This is a genomic window from Microbacterium plantarum, from assembly GCF_035231185.1.
GTDB lineage: Bacteria > Actinomycetota > Actinomycetes > Actinomycetales > Microbacteriaceae > Microbacterium > Microbacterium plantarum.
The window spans coordinates 1,861,538-1,879,748 of sequence record NZ_CP141117.1; the positions used below are offsets into that span (position 1 = coordinate 1,861,538).

The window sequence follows — 18,211 nt, forward strand, 5'->3', positions numbered from 1 at the left end:
GCGGATGCCGGAATGATGATCTCCTCGAATGAGTTAATCGATATACTAGTCACGATTCCAGGGGGTTCTTCCGCACGTGCTCGTCGCTCTCACCGCGCATCAGCGCTCCACGCCGCTCGCTTCACTCGAGCGACTCTCCGTCATCGGAGACGAAGTCGGCACCCGGTTGACAGAGGCCCATGACGCCATCCAGGGTGCCGTCGTGCTCGCGACCTGCAACCGCTTCGAGGCGTACTTCGACCTGCGCGACGACGCCGACTTCCCCTCGACGATCCCGGCGATGGATGCCGCGATGGAAGAGATCGCGAAGCTGAGCGATCTTCCGTACCGGACCGTTCGCGAGACCGTCGACTTCGCTCACGGCAACAAGGTCGCCCACCACCTCTTCTCCGTCGCATCCGGACTCGACTCCGTCGCCGTCGGCGAGGACGAGATCGCCGGCCAGGTGCGCCGCGCCCTCGACGACGCGCGGCGCGGCGGACTGACCACGGCGCCCCTCGAGCACCTCTTCCAGCGGGCCACCGAGACCTCGCGCGCCGTGAAGAACAGCACACGCATCGGCGAGTCGGGCCGCTCGCTCGTGCGACTCGCCCTCGAGCTCGCATCCTCGCGGGTGGCGGACTGGTCCACTGCACGGGTTCTGCTCGTGGGCACCGGCCGCTACGCCGCGGCATCCCTCGCCGCTCTGCGCGACAAGGGTGCCGTCGACGTCCGCGTGCACTCGCGCTCGGGCCGCAGCCGCTTCGCCCAGCGCGAGCACCTCGTCGCCGTCTACGCCGAGCACTACGCCGAAGAGGCGGCAGCCGCCGATGTCATCATCACCTGCACGACCACGACCGACACCTACGCTCTGACCGCTGCCGAGCACGCGGCACGGCGCAGCGGCGCCGACCGCACGCAGCTGATCATCGACCTCGGTCTGCCCCGCAACGTCGACCCGGCGCTGCGCGATGTTCCCGACATCGAGCTGCTCGACCTCGAGACGATCCGCATCCACGCGCCGATCGACGAATTCGCGACGCTCGACGAGGCGCGCGAGATCGTCGCGGGAGCCGCAGCACGGCACGCCGCCGCGCGTCGCGTGCACGAGGTCGCCCCGTCGGTCGTGGCGATGCGCGGCTACATCACCGGCATCCTCGACGACGAGCTCGAGCGGGCTCACCTGCGGGGCGAATCGCCTCAGGTCGAGGCTGCGCTGCGCCACTTCTCCGGCGTCCTGCTGCATCGCCTGATCGCGCAGGGGCACACGCTCGCCTCCTCCGGTTCGGGTGCAGCCTGGGCCGATGCGGTGGCCACCGTCTTCCCCGCCGCGCCCGGAGCGACCTCGCCGGGCGGCACCGTCCCGACCGAGCGCGCCCCGGGCGACGCCGAAGCGGGAGCCGGTCGGTCATGAGCCGGCCGGTGACCCTGAAAGACATCGCGCTGCGCGCGGGTGTCTCGACGGCCGCCATCAGTCAGGCGCTCAACGATCGCGGAAGCCTGCGCCCCGAGACCCGGGAGCGCATCAAGGCGATCGCCGCCGAGCTCGGCTATCAGCCGAACAAGTACGCCGCGGCGCTGCGGAGCGGCCGCACGATGTCGGTCGGCTTCGTCGTTCCCCAGGATGCCGAGCTCGACCTGTCCAAGCGCGGCGCCCTCCACCGCAGCCGGCACATCGGCGCGCTCGTCAGCGCTGCCGCCGATCAGGGCTTCACGGTCACGATGCTGCCCGCGGCACGACCCGATCTGCTCCGTGGTGCGCAGATCGACGTCGTCTACTTCGCCGAGGTGGCCGCCGACGACCTGCTGCTGCGCGAGGCCATCGCCCGCGGCATCCCCGTCGCGACCAATGACCTCTACGTCGACACCGAGCTGTCCATCACCGTCCGCACCGGCTACGACGAGGCGGTGCGCGCGGCGCTCGCCCTGCTCGAAGCCGGTGGGGCCCGGCGAATCGGGTTCCTCGTCGACGATGCGGGCTCGCCCCGCGACGAAATCGGCGAGACCGCGTACCGCGCGTGGAGCACCGTGCGCGGCCGTGAACCCCTCGTCGCCTATCTCGACGCGGAGCACGGCGCCCTCCCCCGCCGGGTCGGCGAGCTCCGAGATGCCGGCGCGGATGCGATCTTCTCCTTCGCCGAAGAGGGGCCGGCCATCTACCTGCAGCTGGAGGAGATGGACTTCGTCATCCCGCGCGACATGCAGTTCGTCGCGCTGTGCACCAGTGACTGCGCCGTGAACACGCGCCTGGGCGTCACGCACGTCTGCGTGCACCCGGAGCTCGCCCCCGCCGCGATGTTCCAGGCGCTCAGCAGCATCCGCGATGCCACGTCGCCCGACGTCGTCGACCTTCCATGGGAGATCGTCCGCGGCTCGTCGACGCGCTGACGCGTCAGAACTCGCCGTAGACCTCGAGCGTGTTCGCGGCGACCTGAGCGGACAGCTCCTCGACGTCGACCCCGAGCTCGGCGGCCATGAAGCGCAGCGTCACCGGGATCAGGTACGGAGCGTTGGGCCGCCCCCGGTGCGGAGTCGGCGTGAGGAACGGGGCGTCGGTCTCGACGAGAATGCGCTCGCGGGGCGTGACCGCGAGGGCGTCGCGCAGGTTCTGCGCGTTCTTGAAGGTCACGTTGCCGGCAAAGCTCAGCCAGTAACCCCGGTCGGCGGCGATCCGCGCCATGTCGGCGTCGCCCGAGAAGCAGTGGAAGACCGTGCGCTCGGGGGCACCGACCCGCTCGAGCGTCTGGAGGACCGCGTCATGCGCGTCTCGGTCATGGATCTGCATCGCGACACCGTGCTTCTTCGCGAGCTCGATGTGCGCCTCGAAGCTCTCGAACTGGGCAGGCAGCCCGTCCTCCTCGGTGCGGAAGAAGTCGAGCCCCGTCTCGCCGATCGCACGCACGCGCGGCTGCGCGGCCAGCTCGTCGATGACGGCGATGGCCTCGCCGAGCCGGCCCGCCGCAGCGTAGAGGGGCGCCTCGTTCGGGTGGATGGCGACGGCGGCGAGGACGCGCGGCTGGGATGCCGCCGCCCACGCCGACCACCGCGACGAGTCGATGTCGCCGCCGGCCTGGACGACGCCGATCACACCGACGGATGCCGCGAGCTCGAGCTGCTCCGCCAGAGAGCGGGGCTCGTCACCGTCCTCGATCTCGAGATGGGTGTGGTTGTCGTAGACCGGCACCGCAAGCGGTTCCGGCGCCTCCGGCCAGCGCACATCCCGCGCAGCCTGGGAGCGCTGGCGCACGTACTGCGACACGTCATCCGTCGACTCGCCACCACGTGACGATGTCGGGCCTGCCGGATCCGCGCTTTCTGGCGAGTCGACCATGCTCAGGCGGGCTGCTCGACGCGGGGGAACAGCGGCGCGAGGCCGTTGACCGTCGTACCGGCGGGGAGCACACCCCAGGTGCCGGCGTCGCGCAGCGGCTGGTCCTCGAGCCGGGCGTCGATGCCGAGCGCCACCCACAGCTTGCGCGTCGACTCGGGCATCACGGGAGACAGGAGCACCGCGAGGGCGCGCAGCCCCTCGGCGGCGGTGTACAGCACGGTGCCCAGACGCGCCCGCTGGGCGTCGTCCTTCGCGAGAGCCCACGGCTCGTTCTCGGTGATGTAGCCGTTGAGCGCGTCGACGATCGTCCAGATCGCAGCGATCGCCTCGTCGGGCCGGAACCGTTCCATCGCAGTGTCCGCGGCGACGGCGGCGTCGGCGACGATGCGCTGGATCGCGAGATCGCTCTCGGTGTACTCGGCGGGCGCCGGCACGATCGCCTCGAAATAGCGCTCGATCATCGCGATCGTCCGCGACGCGAGGTTGCCGAACCCGTTGGCGAGCTCGGCCTGGTACCGGGCCGACAGGTCTTCCCACGAGAACGAGCCGTCCTGGCCGAACGCGATGGCCGAGAGGAAGTAGAACCGGTAGGCGTCCGAGCCGAACACGTCGGTGATCTCGGTCGGCGCGATGCCGGTGAGCTTGGACTTCGACATCTTTTCGCCGCCGACGAGCAGCCAGCCGTGCGCGAAGACGCCGCGTGGCACGTCGAGCCCGGCGGCCATCAGCATCGCGGGCCAGATCACGGCGTGGAACCGCAGGATGTCCTTGCCCACGACGTGATACGCGGGCCAGCGCCGCGCGAACTCATCGGGGTCGGTGCCGTAGCCGATCGCAGTGGCGTAGTTCAGCAGAGCGTCTACCCACACGTAGATGACGTGCGAGGGGTCCCAGGGCACCGTGATGCCCCAATCGAACGCAGACCGCGAGATCGACAGGTCCTTGAGGCCCGACTTCACGAACGACACGACCTCGTTGCGCGCCGATTCGGGGCGGACGAAATCGGGGACGGTCTTGTACAGCTCGAGCAGGCGGTCCTGGAACTCACTGAGCTTGAAGAAGTAGTTCTTCTCCTGCAGCAGCTCGAGGGGCTTGGAGTGGATGGCGCAGACCTTGAGGCCTTCGAAGGCACCGGTGCCGTTGACGATCTCGGCCTCGGGCTTGAACTCCTCGCAGCCGACGCAGTACAGCGCCGCGTACTCGCCCGCGTAGATGTATCCGCGGTCGAACAGCGTCTGCACAAACACCTTCACGCGCTCCTCGTGACGCTCCTGCGTCGTGCGGATGAAGTCGTCGTTCGCGACGTCGAGGGTGCGCAGCAGCGGGAACCAGGACTCCTCGACGAGCTTGTCGACCCACTCCTGAGCGGTGACGTTGTTCGCCGCCGCGGCGCGGAGCATCTTCTGACCGTGCTCGTCGGTGCCCGTCAGCATCCACGTGTCGTCGCCCGCCTGGCGGTGCCAGCGCGCGAGCGTGTCCACCGCCACCGTCGTGTAGCCGTGCCCGATGTGGGGCAGGTCGCTCGGGTAGTAGATCGGCGTGGTGATGTAGAAGCTGCGGCCGTTGCTCACCCCGAGATTCTAGTTCGAGTGCGCGGACCGCCGCGGCCGTGTGTCGACACGGCGATGCGTCACGCGGTCTCGCGCACGATGAGGGATGTCGGCAGCACGAGCGGCTCCGGGTCGCCTCCGGCGATGACCTGCAGCACCATGTCGACCATCGCCGAGCTGATCTCGTTCCACGGCTGACGCATCGTCGTCAGGGGCGGATCGTGCGTCGCCGCGAGGCCCGAATCATCGAAGCCGGCCACGGCGATGTCGTCCGGAACGCGCCGTCCGCTGCGGCGGATGGCGGCGATCGCCCCCACCGCCATGACATCGGATGCCGCGAAGACGGCGTCGATGTCGGGGGCGCGCTCCAGCAGACGGGTCATGGCCGCCGCGCCGGCGTCGCTCGAATAGACGTCCTGCTCGACGAGCTCGGGATCGAACAGATCGCCCATCTCCTCGCGGAACCCCTGCAGGCGGTACCGACCGCCCGGGGTGTCGTCGGGCCCGGTGATCACAGCGATGCGGCGGTGGCTACGCGAGAGGAGGTGACGCGTCATGATGCGCGCGGACTCCTGCTCATCGACCGAGACGGTGGGCACGTGCGCGCGATCGCCGAGCGGGACACCGGTGCACACGGTGGGCACGCCCGCGGAGATCAGCGAGGCGAGCAGCGGGTTCGACTCGTGCGACGAGATGAGCAGGACGCCATCGACGTGACCCGCGCGGACGTACCGCTCGACGTTCGCCCGCTCGGCCGCGGTGTCGGCGATCATCAGCACGAGGGTCATCGAACGCTGGGCCAGTGCCTCGGTCGCTCCGCGCAGCAGCAGGGCGAAGGTCGGGTCGGCGAAGAGCAGGTGCTGGGGCTCGGTCAGCAGGAAGGCCAGCGAGTTCGACCGCCCCGTCGCGAGACTCCGGGCCGCGTGGTTCGCGGTGTAGCCGGTCTCGCGGATCGCGCGGTCGACGGCGTCCCGCGCCTCGGGCGACACCCAGTGCCCGCCGTTGATGACCCGCGACACGGTGCCGTGCGAGACGCCGGCCGCTGCCGCGACGTCGCGGATGGTCGGTTTGCGCGACGCGCCGGTGGAGCCGTTCACGTCGCGAGCCTACTCCGGACGGGACGTTCACCCGTCTCGCGCCCTGGAGGACGCGCCGAGGCTGGCAATCCTTCTGGGACCGGTCACAGTTCGATAACGGGGCGGGTCGCGAATCGGTCGCGCGCTTACAGTGGTCACACACCCCTGTGACCGGTCACAGTACGACCGGCGCATCTGAGAGACACGAGGACGCGTTTCATGCCTGCGAGCGTTTGGCCGGCCATCGACGGGATCGCCTACGGCGGCGACTACAACCCGGAGCAGTGGCCCCGCGAGGTCTGGCGCGAGGACGTCCGCCTCATGCGCGAAGCCGGAGTGAACCTCGTCAGCGTCGGCATCTTCTCGTGGGCGCTCATCGAGACCAGCGAGGGCGTCTTCGACTTCGACTGGCTCGACGAGATCATCGGCCTTCTCCACGAGAACGGCATCGCCGTCGACCTCGGCACCCCGACGGCATCCCCGCCGGCCTGGTTCTTCGCCGAGCACCCCGATGCCCGCGCCGTCAACCGCGACGGCGTGGTGATGGGCTTCGGGTCGCGCGGCATGGCGTCGCACTCGGCCCCCGCCTACCGCGAGGCGGCCGTGCGCATCGCCTCGACGCTGGCCGAGCGCTACGCCGACCACCCGGCCGTCGTCATGTGGCACGTCCACAATGAGTACGGCGTCCCCGTCGGTGAGGACTACTCCGAGCACGCCCAGCGCTCCTGGCGCGGCTGGCTGCAGGAGAAGTACGGCTCGCTCGACGCCCTCAACGCGGCGTGGGGCACCGCCTTCTGGGGGCAGCATTACGGCGTCTGGGAGCACGTCGGCGTCCCCGCTGCCGCTCCCTCGGTCGTCAACCCCGCGCAGCGGCTCGACTTCGCGCGGTTCACCGACGCCCAGCTGCGCGCGTGCTTCATCGCGGAGCGCGACGCCATCCGGCGGTTCTCGTCCCTTCCGGTGACGACGAACTTCATGGCGAATCAGCACCACGGCTGCGATCTGTGGGCCTGGGCGCGTGAGGTCGACATCGTCTCGGACGACCACTACCTGTGGGCTGCAGACGTCGAGGGCGAGATCGGCCTGGCCATCGCCGCCGACCTCTCACGCTCGGTCGGGGGCGGCAAGCCCTGGATCCTGATGGAGCACTCGACCTCGGCGGTCAACTGGCAGCCGCGCAACGTCGCCAAGCGACCGGGCGAGATGGCGCGCAACTCGTTGTCGCACCTGGGCCGCGGTGCCGACGGCATCCTCTTCTTCCAGTGGCGCGCCGGGCGCTCGGGCGCCGAGAAATTCCACTCGGCGATGCTGCCGCACGCCGGCACCGAGTCACGCGTCTTCCGCGAGGTCGTCGATCTCGGCGCGAAGCTGAATCGCCTCACCGAGGTGCGCGGCTCGCGCGTCCACGCCGACGTCGCGATCCTGTGGGACTTCGAGTCGTTCTGGGCGCAGGACCTCGAGTGGCGTCCCTCGGAGGACGTCTCGCACGACGAGCGGATCCGGGCGTTCTACGAGCGCCTGTGGCGCGACAACATCACGGTCGACTTCGCCCTGCCGGGCCACGATCTCTCCGGCTACAAGCTCGTCATCGCCCCCGCGCAGTACCTCCTGCGTCAGGCTGACGCCGACAACCTCAACCGGTACGTCGAAGCCGGCGGCACGCTGGTCGTCTCGTTCTTCTCGGCCGTCGTCGACGAGAACGATGCCGTGCACCCGGGCGGCTTCGCCGCTCCCCTCGAGCCGTCGCTCGGAGTCCGCGTCGAGGAGCACCTGCCGCTGCGCGCGGGCGCGACCACGACGATCGAGTTCGGCGGCGCGTCCCATACCGCCGACGTCTGGCACGAGCACCTGGTGGTGTCGGACGCGGAGACCCGCGCGACCTACGTCGACGGACCGGGCGCCGGGATGCCCGCGGTGACGCGCAAGCGGCACGGAGCGGGCACCGGCTGGTACGTCAGTACGCGACCGGATGCCGCCGGCCTCGCCGCCATCATGGCGGAGGTCTACGCCGACGCGGGCATCGCCCCGGTCGACGCGCCGGCCGGCCTCGAGATCGTCCGCCGCGCGGGCGACGCCGATGACTACGTCATCGCGATCAACCATGCGGCGACGGACGCTGAGCTCGCCCTGGAAGGTGTCGACCTGTTCTCAGGGCGCGCCGTCCGGGGCACGCTGGAGGTGAGTGCGGGCGACGTCGCCGTCATCCGCGCACCGCGCACAGCACCCGGGGGTGGTCACTGACCCACCCCGACGCCGGGAGACAGCCGACGTCTCACGGCATGCACTGAGAAAGCGCCGCCGCCACCCGGCAGCGGCATCCACATCGGTCGTGACGGAGCGACCTCGCACGAGGCCCTTCCGATCGACCACTTCGGAAGGAAGATCCATGCGCAAGATCGGGACCGGAATCGTCGCCATCGCGGCGACCACCGTCCTGCTCGCCGGTTGCTCCGGCGGCAGCACCCCCAGCGACAGCGGCAACGCCGAAGGCGGCTCGGGCGGCGGCTCGCTCGTCGTCTGGACCGACGCCAACCGCGCGCCGGCCATCGAGGCGGCGGCGAAGGCCTTCGAAGACGAGACCGGCACCAAGATCGAGCTGGTCCAGAAGAACTTCGAGGACATCCGCAACGACTTCATCAACCAGGTGCCGACCGGCGAGGGTCCGGACATCACGGTGGGCGCCCACGACTTCCTCGGCTCCTTCGTCTCGGCCGGCGTCGTCGACACGATCGACCTCGGCGACAAAACCGACCAGATCGAGAAGGTCGCCGTCGACGCGTTCACCTACGACGGGCAGCTCTACGGCTTCCCCTACGCGCTCGAGACGATCGCGCTCGTGCAGAACACCGACCTCGTCGGCGAAGAGGCGCCGTCGTCGTTCGACGACATGATCGCCCGCGCCCAGACCGCGGGCGCCGAGCGTCCGTTCGTCATCAACACGGCGGGTCAGAAGGGCGACGCGTACACGATGTACGGGTTCCAGACGTCGTTCGGCGCCCCGGTGTTCGTGCAGGACGCCACCGGCTCCTACACGACCGAGGTCGGCATGGGCGGCGCGGGCGGCGAGGCTTTCGCCACCTGGCTCGGCGCGCACGGCGAGGCCGGCTCCGGCGAGATCTCGACCACGATCGACTACGACACCAACAACGAGCTCTTCGCCGCCGGTACCGCCGCGTACACGGTTCAGGGCCCGTGGGCGATCGAGGCCCTCACCGCCAACGGTGTGAACGTCAAGGTCAACCCGATCCCGTCGGCCGGCGGCGAGACCGCCGCGCCGTTCGTGGGCGTCCAGGGCTTCTACATCAGCTCGGAGAGCGCGAACAAGCTGCTGGCCCAGGAGTTCCTGACCACCTACCTCGCAACGGATGACGCGCAGCGCGCCCTCTACGAGGCCGACCCGCGCCTGCCCGCGTGGAAGACCCTCGCCGCCGAGGTCTCGTCCGACCCCGTCGTCGCCGGCTTCCTCGCCTCCGCCGCGAACGGCGTGCCGCAGCCCTCGATCCCCGAGATGGGTTCGGTCTGGGACCTGTGGAACGCCGCACAGGTGCAGATCATCAAGGGCGGCGACCCCGTCAGCACCTGGAACACCATGGTGACCGACGTCCAGGCCGCGATCGGCTGACCCCCTCCGGGGGCGGAGCACACCGCTCCGCCCCCGGACCTCTCTCGTGAAGGAGATGCACATGTCGGTCCCCCAGGGAACCGTGAGCGAGAGCGCACCGCCGCCTCGCTCCCCCGACCGCTCGCAGCAGTCAGAACCGCATGGCCGACGCTGGTCGGGCATCGGCTGGGGCTTCGTCGTGAAGCTCGTGCTGATGGCGATCGTCAATGCCTTCGGCCTGATGGGGGTGTTCGCCGCCGTCCAAGCCGAGTCGTGGCTCATCGCGACCGCGGCGGCCGTCCTGCTCGTCGCCGCCGACATCGTGTACTTCACCAAGCGCGCACTGCCGCTGAAGTACCTGCTCCCGGGGCTCGCCTTCCTGCTGGTGTTCCAGGTCTTCATCTTCGGCTACACGGCGTACATCGCCTTCACGAACTACGGCGCCGGCCACGTCGGTTCGCAGGACCAGGCGGTGGCCGCTGCCCTGGCCCAGGGCGAGCGACGCATCGACACCTCGCCCTCGTACCCGCTCTCGGTCGTCGAACAGGGCGGCGAGTACGGCTTCGCGATCGTCGACGACGGCGAGATCAAGGCCGGGGCCACCGACCGGCCGCTCGAGGTCGTCGGTGACGCGTCGGGCTCGGGCGCCCCCACCGACGTTCCCGGCTGGAACGTCGTTCCCCGCGGCACCTTCCTCGGCGACCCCGCGCTGCAGGAGCAGATCGTCGAGCTGCGCGTACCGGTCTCGGACGACCCCAACGACGGCTCGATCCGCACGCGCGACGGCTCGACCGGCGCCGTGTACCTCTCGACGCTGACGTGGGATGCCGACGCGCAGACCATCACCGATACGGCATCCGGTGCCGTCTACACGGCAACAGACGACGGCCGATTCGTCTCCGCGGACGGAGCGGCCCTGCCCACCGGCTGGGTCGTGAACGTCGGGTTCGACAACTTCCTGCGCCTCGTCACAGACCCGGGCCTGCTCGAGCCGCTCGCGCTCGTCACGCTCTGGACGTTCGTCTGGGCGGCGCTGTCGGTGCTCATTCCGTTCGCGATGGGGCTCGTGGTGGCGCTCATCTTCAACGACCCGCGGGTGAAGGGCCGCAAGATCCTTCGGACGCTGTTCATCCTCCCGTACGCCTTCCCGGCGTTCATGTCGGCCCTGCTGTTCCGCGGCATGTTCAACGCCGAGTTCGGTGTCATCAATGAGTTCTTCTTCGGCGGCGCGAACATCGACTGGCTCGGCGACCCGTGGCTGGCTCGCATCGCGGTGCTCTTCGTCAACGTGTGGCTGACCTATCCGTACTACTTCCTCGTGTGCACGGGCGCGCTGCAGGCACTGCCGTCCGACACGCTCGAGGCCGCGTCGATCGACGGCGCGGGCCGGTTCCGGCAGTTCCGTGCGATCGTCCTCCCCCTCGTGCTCGTCGCGACCGCCCCGCTGCTGATCTCGTCGTTCGCCTTCAGCTTCAACAACTTCACCGTCATCTACATGTTCAACAGCGGCGGGCCGGCGATCCCCGGCGCGCCCTATGCGCTCGGATCCACCGACATCCTGATCTCCGCGATCTGGGACATCTCGGGAGTCTCGGGCGGCGCTGCCGACTACGGCCTGGCCAGCGCCCTGTCGATCCTCGTGTTCATCGTGGTCGGCGCGATCTCCGCCCTGGCGTTCCGCCAGACCCGCAAGCTGGAGGAGTACCAGTGATGTCCGCAACCACCACCGTCGCCACCCCGCCCAGCCGCGTCGGCGCTCGCCGCCGCCGGTGGCTGCTCGAAGTCGGCTGGAAGTACCTCGTCGCGCTCGTCATCCTCTTCTACGCGATGTTCCCGCTGCTCTACGTCATCTCGGCCGCGCTCAACCCGCGCGGCAGCCTCGCCGCGAGCAACCAGCTGTTCGGCGTCTTCGACCTCGCGAACTTCGCCTCCCTCAGCGGCACGTCGTACTGGACCTGGTACGGCAACACGCTGATCGTGAGCGGGGCGTCGGCGGTCGGCGCCGTCCTGATGGGGGCCGCGGCAGCGTACGCCTTCTCCCGGTTCCGCTTCCGCGGTCGCCGTCCGGGCCTCACGGCCCTGCTCATCATCCAGATGTTCCCGCAGGCGCTCGCCTTCGTGGCGATCTTCCTGATGCTCCTCGCCCTCGGCGAGGTGTTCCCCGCCCTCGGCCTGAACTCGAAGATCGCGCTCATCTGCGTCTACCTCGGCGGCGCCCTGGGTGTGAACACCTTCCTCATGTACGGGTTCTTCAACACGATCCCGATGGAGCTCGACGAGTCGGCCAAGATCGACGGCGCAACGCACGCCCAGGTGTTCTGGCGGATCATCATGCCGCTCGTCACCCCGATCCTCGCGGTCGTGGCCCTACTGGCGTTCATCGCATCGTTCGGCGACTACATCATCTCGAAGATCGTGCTGGTGTCGCAGGACAACTGGACCCTCGCCGTGGGCATGTACCAGTGGGTGTCGAACCAGCTCGCGAGCAACTGGGGCCTCTTCGCGGCCGGCGCGGTGCTCGCCGCGATCCCCGTGCTCGCACTGTTCCTCGGCCTGCAGCGCTACATCATCGGCGGGCTGACCGCCGGCTCCGTCAAGGGCTGACGCCCGAGAACGCACCCTCTCGCCCAAACAACACCCTCCCCGGTACGCACTCGCCGGGACCGTACGCTCTCGCGCGCCCGCGCGCGCCGACCTCGAAGGAGAGGCACATGCCACGAATCATCCCGCGGCTGACCGCGGCCGTCACTGCGGCGGTCCTGTCGCTGGGGGCGCTCGCGCTGCCGGCGTCGGCAGCCGACGACCCGGCGCCAGTCCCGAGCACGATCACCGTGCCGCGGGTCGAGAACCTGCCGGCCGACTTCATCGGCGGCGTCGACGTGTCGTCGGTGCTGTCGCTCGAGGAGTCGGACGTGGTGTTCCGTGACGCCGACGGCAACCCGGGCGACCTGTTCAGGATCCTTCGGGATGCTGGGGTCAGCGACATCCGGATCCGCGTCTGGAACGACCCCTTCGACGCCGACGGCAACGGGTACGGCGGTGGCGACGTCGACGTCACCCGGGCGATCGAGATCGGCCGTCGCGCGACGGCGGCGGGCCTGGGCGTCCTGGTCGACTTCCATTACTCGGACTTCTGGGCAGACCCCGCCAAGCAGCAGGCTCCGAAGGCCTGGGCGGGCATGACCGTCGACGAGAAGGTCGCGGCGACCGGGGCGTTCACGCGCGACGCGCTCATACGATTCCGCGACGCCGGGGTCGACGTGCGAATGGTGCAGGTCGGAAACGAGACCAATGGCGGCATCGCCGGGGTGACCGGGTGGGATGACATGGCGCGGATCTTCGGCGCTGGGTCGGCCGCGATCCGCGACGTCATGCCCGACGCCCGCGTCGTGCTGCACTTCACCAACCCCGAGCGCCCCGGGTTCTACGCGGGCGTCGCCCGGGAGCTCGAGGCGCGGGATGTCGACTACGACGTGTTCGCGTCGTCGTACTACCCGTTCTGGCACGGCACGCCCGAGAACCTCACGGCGGTGCTGTCGCAGATCGCCTCGACGTACGACAAGAAGGTGCTCGTGGCCGAGACGTCGTGGGCGTACACGCTCGACGACGGCGACGGACACCCGAACGTCGTGAAGACCCCGGAAGACGCGACGCGCTACCCCGTGAGCGTGCAGGGCCAGGCCACCGCCGTACGCGACGTCGTGCAAGCCGTGGCGAACGTGGGCGAGGCCGGGCTCGGCGTCTTCTACTGGGAGCCCGCGTGGCTGCCGGTCGGTCCGCCCGAGCAGCTCGAGTCCAACCGCGTGCTCTGGGAGCGCGACGGATCCGGCTGGGCGTCGAGCTACGCCGGCGGCTACGAGCCCCATGACGCGGGACAGTGGTTCGGCGGTTCCGCGTGGGACAACCAGGCCCTGTTCGACCACGACGGCTACCCCCTCGCGTCGCTGAACGTGTTCTCGTACGTGCGCACCGGCGCGATCGCTCCGCGGACCGTCAGCGATGTCGAGCGTGTCGCGCTCACCGTCACGGACGGCGACCCGATCGCGCTGCCCGACACCGTCACCGTGTCGTACACCGATGGGACGACCGAGGAGCAGAGCGTCGACTGGACCCCGGGACCGGATGCCGTCGACGGCGTGGGCGTGCACACCTTCTCGGGCACCACCTCGGCAGGCCATTCCACGTCGGCGACGGTCACCGTCATCGCGCGGAACCTGCTCCGCAACGGCGGCTTCGAAGACGCGGACGTCTCGATGTGGCGCTCGGAAGGAGGCGGCCTGACCGTGCGGGCGGAGGACGATCCTCGTACCGGCACGTACTCGGCGCACTTCTGGGCCGACGCCGCGTACGGCTTCTCCCTCGCGCAGGAGGTCGTCGTGCCGGAGGCGGGCTGGTACACCGCCTCCGCGGCCGCCCAGGGTGGGGCCGCCGGGGCCGACGGACGCCTGCAGCTCAGCCTGTCCAACGAAGCGGCTGCTGCCCGCGCGCTGCCTGCGGAGACCGGCTTCGCCCTCGACGGCTGGCGCGTGTGGTCGACCCCGGTCACCGACGCCGTGTTCGCGTCAGCGGGCGATACGCTCACCGTCCGGATCGCAGGCGACCTGCCCGCCGGCGCCTGGGGGACGATCGACGACGTCGCGCTCGTCCGCGCAGCACCCGCGGCGGACTTCGCGGCGCTGACCGCGGCGACGGTCGAGGCCGCCTCGCTGGACCGGTCGATGTACACCGCGGCATCCCTCGCCGCGGTCGACGCGGCACTGGCGTCTGCGCGCTCGGTCCTGGCGGCCCCGGCGACGCCGCAGGCGGAGGTCGACGCCTCGACGACGACGCTCCGGGCTGCGCTCGATGCGCTCGTCGGGCTGGTGCCCGCCCCCGAGGCATCCGCACCTGCGCTGCCCGGCACGGCGTCCGCGCTCACCGCCGGACCCGATGCCCTGGCAGCATCCGGCGGCGCACTCCCCCTCGCCGCGCTCACGGCCGCCGCGCTTCTCGTGTTCGTCGGTCTGCCCCTCGCCGTCCGGCGGGGCGCCCGCATGCGGCGCAGCTGACGCCGAAGACGCACCGTCGTCGCGAGAACGTGCCCGATACGGTGCGTTCTCGCGGGGTCGGTGCGTTCTCGCGCGAACGGGCCCGCGTCAGGACCCAGCGCGGGCGGCGAGAGCGGCCTGATACAGGTCGCGGGACGACAGGCCGGTCGCGGCCGCGACCTCGGCGGCGGCCTCCTTGAGCCGGATGCCGTCGGCGACGAGCCGCTGCACCTGCGCGAGCGCGTCGGCGGGGTCGATCTCGCGCGCCCCGGCGCCCTCCACCACGATGACGATCTCGCCGCGGACGCCGTCGGCAGCCCACTCGGCGAGCTCATCGAGCGTGCCGCGCGCCACCTCCTCGTGCAGCTTCGTCAGCTCGCGGCAGACGGCCGCTCGGCGGTCGCCTCCGAACGCCTCGGCCATCGCCCGCAGCACCTCGGCGATGCGCGACGGCGCCTCGAAGAAGACGAGCGTGCGCTGCTCGCCGGCCAGCTGGTCGAAGAGCCGGCGCCGGTCCCCCGGCTTGCGGGGCGGGAAGCCCTCGAAGGCGAACCGGTCCGTCGGAAGCCCGGAGACGGCGAGCGCGGCGAGCACGGCGCTCGGGCCGGGCAGGACGGTCACGGTGACCCCTGCTGCCGCCGCAGCGGCGACGAGCCCGAACCCGGGGTCGCTGACCGTGGGCATCCCGGCGTCGCTGAGGACGAGGACGTCTTCGGTACGGGCGCGCTCGACAAGCTCGACGGCTCGCTGCTTCTCGTTGTGGTCGTGAAGGGCGATCAGACGGGGACGGTTGGTCACCCCGAGGGCCTGGAGCAGGCGCTGGGTGGTGCGTGTGTCCTCGGCGGCGATGGTCGTCGCCTGTTCGAGCGCGGTCACGAGCCGCGTCGTGGCGTCGCCGAGGTTGCCGATGGGCGTCGCGGCGAGGATGATCACCGCCCCAGCATAGGCTGGCGACGTGACGACGACCGCTGAGCCGCTGCTCCCCGAGAGGCGTCGGCCGACCCTTCTCGCCCGGTGGCACGCCCGCTTCAGCGGCGACCCGGCCTTCGCCCGGCGGATGGCCTGGATCGCACCGCTGGTGATCACGCTGATCGCCGCCGTCCTGCGGATGTGGAACCTGGCTCATCCCCACGCCGTGGTCTTCGACGAGACCTATTACGTCAAGGACGCCTGGAGCCAATGGGTGCTCGGGTACGCCGCAACCTGGCCGGACGGCGCCGACGAACGCTTCCTCGCGGGCGAGACCGACATCTTCACGACGACGGGCAGCTTCGTCGTGCACCCGCCGCTCGGCAAGTACCTCATCGGGCTGCCGATGGCCCTGTTCGGCGCCGACTCGACCTTCGCCTGGCGCCTGGGCACGGCCCTCGCCGGCACGGCGTGCGTGCTCGTGCTCTACCTCCTCGCACGCAGCCTCACCGGTTCGATCGTCTTCGCGTCGCTGGCATCCGGCCTGCTCGCGATCGACGGCCTCGGGATCGTGATGAGCCGGGTGGCGCTGCTCGACATCTTCCTGACGTTGTTCACCCTGCTGGCGTTCTGGTTCGTCGTGCTGGACCGCGAACGCAGCCGGGTCGTTCTCGCCGAGCGCATCGCGGCGCGATGGGACGACGTCGGCGCCCCCGCCTGGGGACCGGTGCTGTGGAACCGCCCGTGGGTGATCGCCGCGGGTGCGGCGGCCGGCGCGGCGACAGCGGTGAAGTGGTCGGGCGTCTGGGTGCTGGCGGCGATCGGCATCTATCTCGTCGTCAGCGATGCCCTCGCCCGCCGCAGCGCCGGCATCCTGTTCTGGCCCGCCGACGCGACGGTCCGGCAAGGGGCGGTGTCGTTCGTGCTGCTCGTGCCGGTGGCGCTCGTGGTGTACCTCGCGTCGTGGACCGGCTGGTTCGTGACCGACGGCGGGTACGACCGGCACGCTGCGGACGCGAACCCCGCGACCGGATTCTGGTCATGGGTACCCCTGTCGCTGCAGAGCCTGTGGCGATATCACGAGTCGATGTACGGGTCGACGGCCGGGATGTCGACTCCCCACGCCTACGCGAGCCCCGCGGCGCAATGGCCGCTCCTTCTGCGCCCGACCTCGATGTACGCGGGCAGCACGCCCGGCGGAACCGGTTCGTGCACCGACCCCAACGGCTGCTGGGAGATCCTGTACAGCATGCCGAACCCCATCGTCTGGTGGGCGGGCGTCGCGAGCGTGCTGTACCTCGTCTACCTGTTGTTCCGCACCCGTGACGGCGCGTACGGCATCGTCCTGACCGGTGTCGTCGCGACGTACTCGCCGTGGCTGCTCTTCCCCGAGCGCACGATCTTCCAGTTCTACACGGTCCTGATCCAGCCGTTCCTCCTGCTCGCTCTGGTGTTCGTCATCCGATCGGCGGTCCGGTCCGCGCGTCGCGATCGAGGAACCACCCGCGGCGTCGAACGCGTCGTCATCGTGTTCCTCGGCCTCGTCCTGGTCCTCGCCGCATTCTGGTTCCCGCTATGGTCGGCGATCTCGGTGCCCTACGAGTTCTACCGGCTGCACAACTGGCTGCCCGGCTGGGTCTGACGCCCGCCGCGCGCGGCACCGTAGGCTAGGCGCGTGTTCCGCTACCCGACGCCCGACGACACCCGCGGCGCGGGGTTCGCGATGGTCACCGATCACTTCGCCCTGCTGCTCGGTCCGGGTGCCGGCGAGGCGCTCGCCGCTGCGGTGTGGGAGGCGATGACGGGAAGGGATGCCGCGTTCGAGGACGTCCTCTCGGCGATCGCGGCCGTCGGCATCGGAGCCCTGCCCGATTTCGCCCTCGTCGAGGTCGTCGACGCCGGATCGAGCGCGGTCTCGGTCGCCGTCCGCGGCGCGGCCACGATCGACCTGCACGGTCCGCAGCGCAGCAGCTATGCCGGAACCGGCGTCGGGACGTGGGTCGAGGGATCGGCTCAGCACGTGGCCGGCATCTCGCTCGGGCTCGGCACCGAGCCCGGTCGCTCACTGCTCCCGATCGGTCGGGGCGTCGTCCGCACCGACGCCCTCGAATGGGGCGCGACCGCACGCGCCGCCGTCGCGGCGATGACGGCTTCCGCCGCATCCTCCGCGGACCCCGTTGCCGCGCTCGAAGACGCCGACCCGCTCGAGACCGTCGCCGTCGACCGACGCGCGCTGACCCCGCCCTTCGGGCCGCGACGGCGCCCGCAGCCCGAACCCGAGTCCGAACCCGAACTGGTATCGGAACCGGAATCGCCTCGGGAGGCGGAGGTCGACGACAGCACGGTCCTCGGGTCCCGTCGCGCCCCCGCCCCCGTAGCCGACGCACCCGCATCCCACCGGTACGTCCTGCGTCTCGAGCCCGGCGGCGACTACCCGCTCGACCGCCCCATTGTGCTGGGGAGGGCGCCCCGTGCGGCGCAGCATCCCGGCGCCCGGATCGTTGCCGTGCCCTCGCCCCGCAAGGAGGTGTCGGGAACTCACGTGGAGGTCCGGCTCGACGATGGCGCGCTCGTCGTGCGCGACCTCGGCTCGACCAACGGCACCATCGTGCGCGACGCTTCGGGCGAAGCCGGCCTGCTGCGGAGCGGCGCTGCCTCGCGCGTCTCCCCCGGGGCCGTGCTCGATCTCGGCGACGGGATCCGCGCGACTTTCGAGTCGCTCTCGTGAGGCGACGACA

General features: G+C 70.5%; 13 protein-coding genes. 9 read left to right on the plus strand and 4 right to left on the minus strand.

Features of this window, described 5'->3' with window-relative positions; translation table 11 throughout:
- The first annotated feature begins 76 nt into the window (after window positions 1–76).
- Together VC184_RS08940 and VC184_RS08945 are read left to right on the plus strand one after the other, a co-directional pair.
- The gene (locus VC184_RS08940) at window positions 77–1,393 is read left to right on the plus strand and encodes a glutamyl-tRNA reductase (RefSeq protein ID WP_323985816.1); all 1,317 of its coding nucleotides are present in this window, start codon (window positions 77–79) and stop codon (window positions 1,391–1,393) included.
- A gap of 8 nt (window positions 1,394–1,401) precedes the next feature.
- Complete coding sequence (locus tag VC184_RS08945; protein WP_323985818.1) at window positions 1,402–2,367, plus strand: LacI family DNA-binding transcriptional regulator; 966 nt, start codon at window positions 1,402–1,404, stop codon at window positions 2,365–2,367.
- 4 nt (window positions 2,368–2,371) lie between these two features.
- Here VC184_RS08945 and VC184_RS08950 read toward each other — a convergent pair whose 3' ends face one another.
- The 3 genes from VC184_RS08950 to VC184_RS08960 are packed head-to-tail and all read right to left on the minus strand — an operon-like array spanning window position 2,372 to window position 5,957.
- A complete protein-coding gene (locus tag VC184_RS08950) occupies window positions 2,372–3,310 on the minus strand; it encodes a TatD family hydrolase (protein WP_323985819.1) in 939 nt (312 codons plus the stop codon).
- A 2-nt stretch (window positions 3,311–3,312) separates the two neighbouring features.
- Window positions 3,313–4,881 carry a methionine--tRNA ligase gene (gene metG, locus VC184_RS08955; RefSeq protein ID WP_323985820.1) on the minus strand — a complete coding sequence of 523 codons (1,569 nt, stop codon included), beginning with the start codon at window positions 4,879–4,881 and terminating at the stop codon, window positions 3,313–3,315.
- A 59-nt stretch (window positions 4,882–4,940) separates the two neighbouring features.
- Window positions 4,941–5,957: a LacI family DNA-binding transcriptional regulator gene (locus tag VC184_RS08960; protein ID WP_323985822.1), complete on the minus strand. Its 1,017-nt coding sequence runs from the start codon at window positions 5,955–5,957 to the stop codon at window positions 4,941–4,943.
- A 198-nt stretch (window positions 5,958–6,155) separates the two neighbouring features.
- On the opposite strand from VC184_RS08960, the gene VC184_RS08965 reads away from it, so the two are divergent.
- The 5 genes from VC184_RS08965 (at window position 6,156) to VC184_RS08985 (ending at window position 14,585) form a co-directional block, all read left to right on the plus strand.
- The gene (locus VC184_RS08965) at window positions 6,156–8,177 is read left to right on the plus strand and encodes a beta-galactosidase (protein ID WP_274179550.1); all 2,022 of its coding nucleotides are present in this window, start codon (window positions 6,156–6,158) and stop codon (window positions 8,175–8,177) included.
- 145 nt (window positions 8,178–8,322) lie between these two features.
- A complete protein-coding gene (locus VC184_RS08970; RefSeq protein ID WP_274179551.1) occupies window positions 8,323–9,558 on the plus strand; it encodes a sugar ABC transporter substrate-binding protein in 1,236 nt (411 codons plus the stop codon).
- A 61-nt stretch (window positions 9,559–9,619) separates the two neighbouring features.
- Entirely contained in the window at window positions 9,620–11,248 is a 1,629-nt protein-coding gene (locus VC184_RS08975; RefSeq protein WP_114589280.1) for an ABC transporter permease subunit, read from the plus strand.
- The gene (locus VC184_RS08980) at window positions 11,248–12,141 is read left to right on the plus strand and encodes a sugar ABC transporter permease (protein WP_269266054.1); all 894 of its coding nucleotides are present in this window, start codon (window positions 11,248–11,250) and stop codon (window positions 12,139–12,141) included. Before VC184_RS08975 ends, VC184_RS08980 begins: the two co-directional genes overlap by 1 nt.
- A gap of 107 nt (window positions 12,142–12,248) precedes the next feature.
- Window positions 12,249–14,585, plus strand: a complete 2,337-nt coding sequence (locus VC184_RS08985) for a glycosyl hydrolase 53 family protein (RefSeq protein WP_323985824.1) — start codon at window positions 12,249–12,251, stop codon at window positions 14,583–14,585.
- A gap of 87 nt (window positions 14,586–14,672) precedes the next feature.
- On the opposite strand, the gene rsmI is transcribed toward VC184_RS08985, so the two are convergent.
- A complete protein-coding gene (gene rsmI / locus VC184_RS08990; RefSeq protein WP_323985826.1) occupies window positions 14,673–15,497 on the minus strand; it encodes a 16S rRNA (cytidine(1402)-2'-O)-methyltransferase in 825 nt (274 codons plus the stop codon).
- A 22-nt stretch (window positions 15,498–15,519) separates the two neighbouring features.
- Here rsmI and VC184_RS08995 point away from each other — a divergent pair, with 22 nt between their 5' ends.
- Together VC184_RS08995 and VC184_RS09000 are read left to right on the plus strand one after the other, a co-directional pair.
- Window positions 15,520–17,115 carry a dolichyl-phosphate-mannose--protein mannosyltransferase gene (locus VC184_RS08995; RefSeq protein WP_323985827.1) on the plus strand — a complete coding sequence of 532 codons (1,596 nt, stop codon included), beginning with the start codon at window positions 15,520–15,522 and terminating at the stop codon, window positions 17,113–17,115.
- Between the two features lie 33 nt (window positions 17,116–17,148).
- The gene (locus VC184_RS09000; RefSeq protein ID WP_323985829.1) at window positions 17,149–18,201 is read left to right on the plus strand and encodes an FHA domain-containing protein; all 1,053 of its coding nucleotides are present in this window, start codon (window positions 17,149–17,151) and stop codon (window positions 18,199–18,201) included.
- Window positions 18,202–18,211: the final 10 nt, after the last annotated feature.

Bases quoted from the DNA above. Each gene is read 5' to 3' on its own strand.
- VC184_RS08950 (WP_323985819.1), bottom strand. From the start codon at position 3,310: ATGGTCGACTCGCCAGAAAGCGCGGATCCGGCAGGCCCGACATCGTCA.
- VC184_RS08965 (WP_274179550.1), top strand. From the start codon at position 6,156: ATGCCTGCGAGCGTTTGGCCGGCCATCGACGGGATCGCCTACGGCGGC.
- VC184_RS08970 (WP_274179551.1), top strand. From the start codon at position 8,323: ATGCGCAAGATCGGGACCGGAATCGTCGCCATCGCGGCGACCACCGTC.
- VC184_RS08975 (WP_114589280.1), top strand. From the start codon at position 9,620: ATGTCGGTCCCCCAGGGAACCGTGAGCGAGAGCGCACCGCCGCCTCGC.
- VC184_RS08980 (WP_269266054.1), top strand. From the start codon at position 11,248: ATGTCCGCAACCACCACCGTCGCCACCCCGCCCAGCCGCGTCGGCGCT.
- VC184_RS08985 (WP_323985824.1), top strand. From the start codon at position 12,249: ATGCCACGAATCATCCCGCGGCTGACCGCGGCCGTCACTGCGGCGGTC.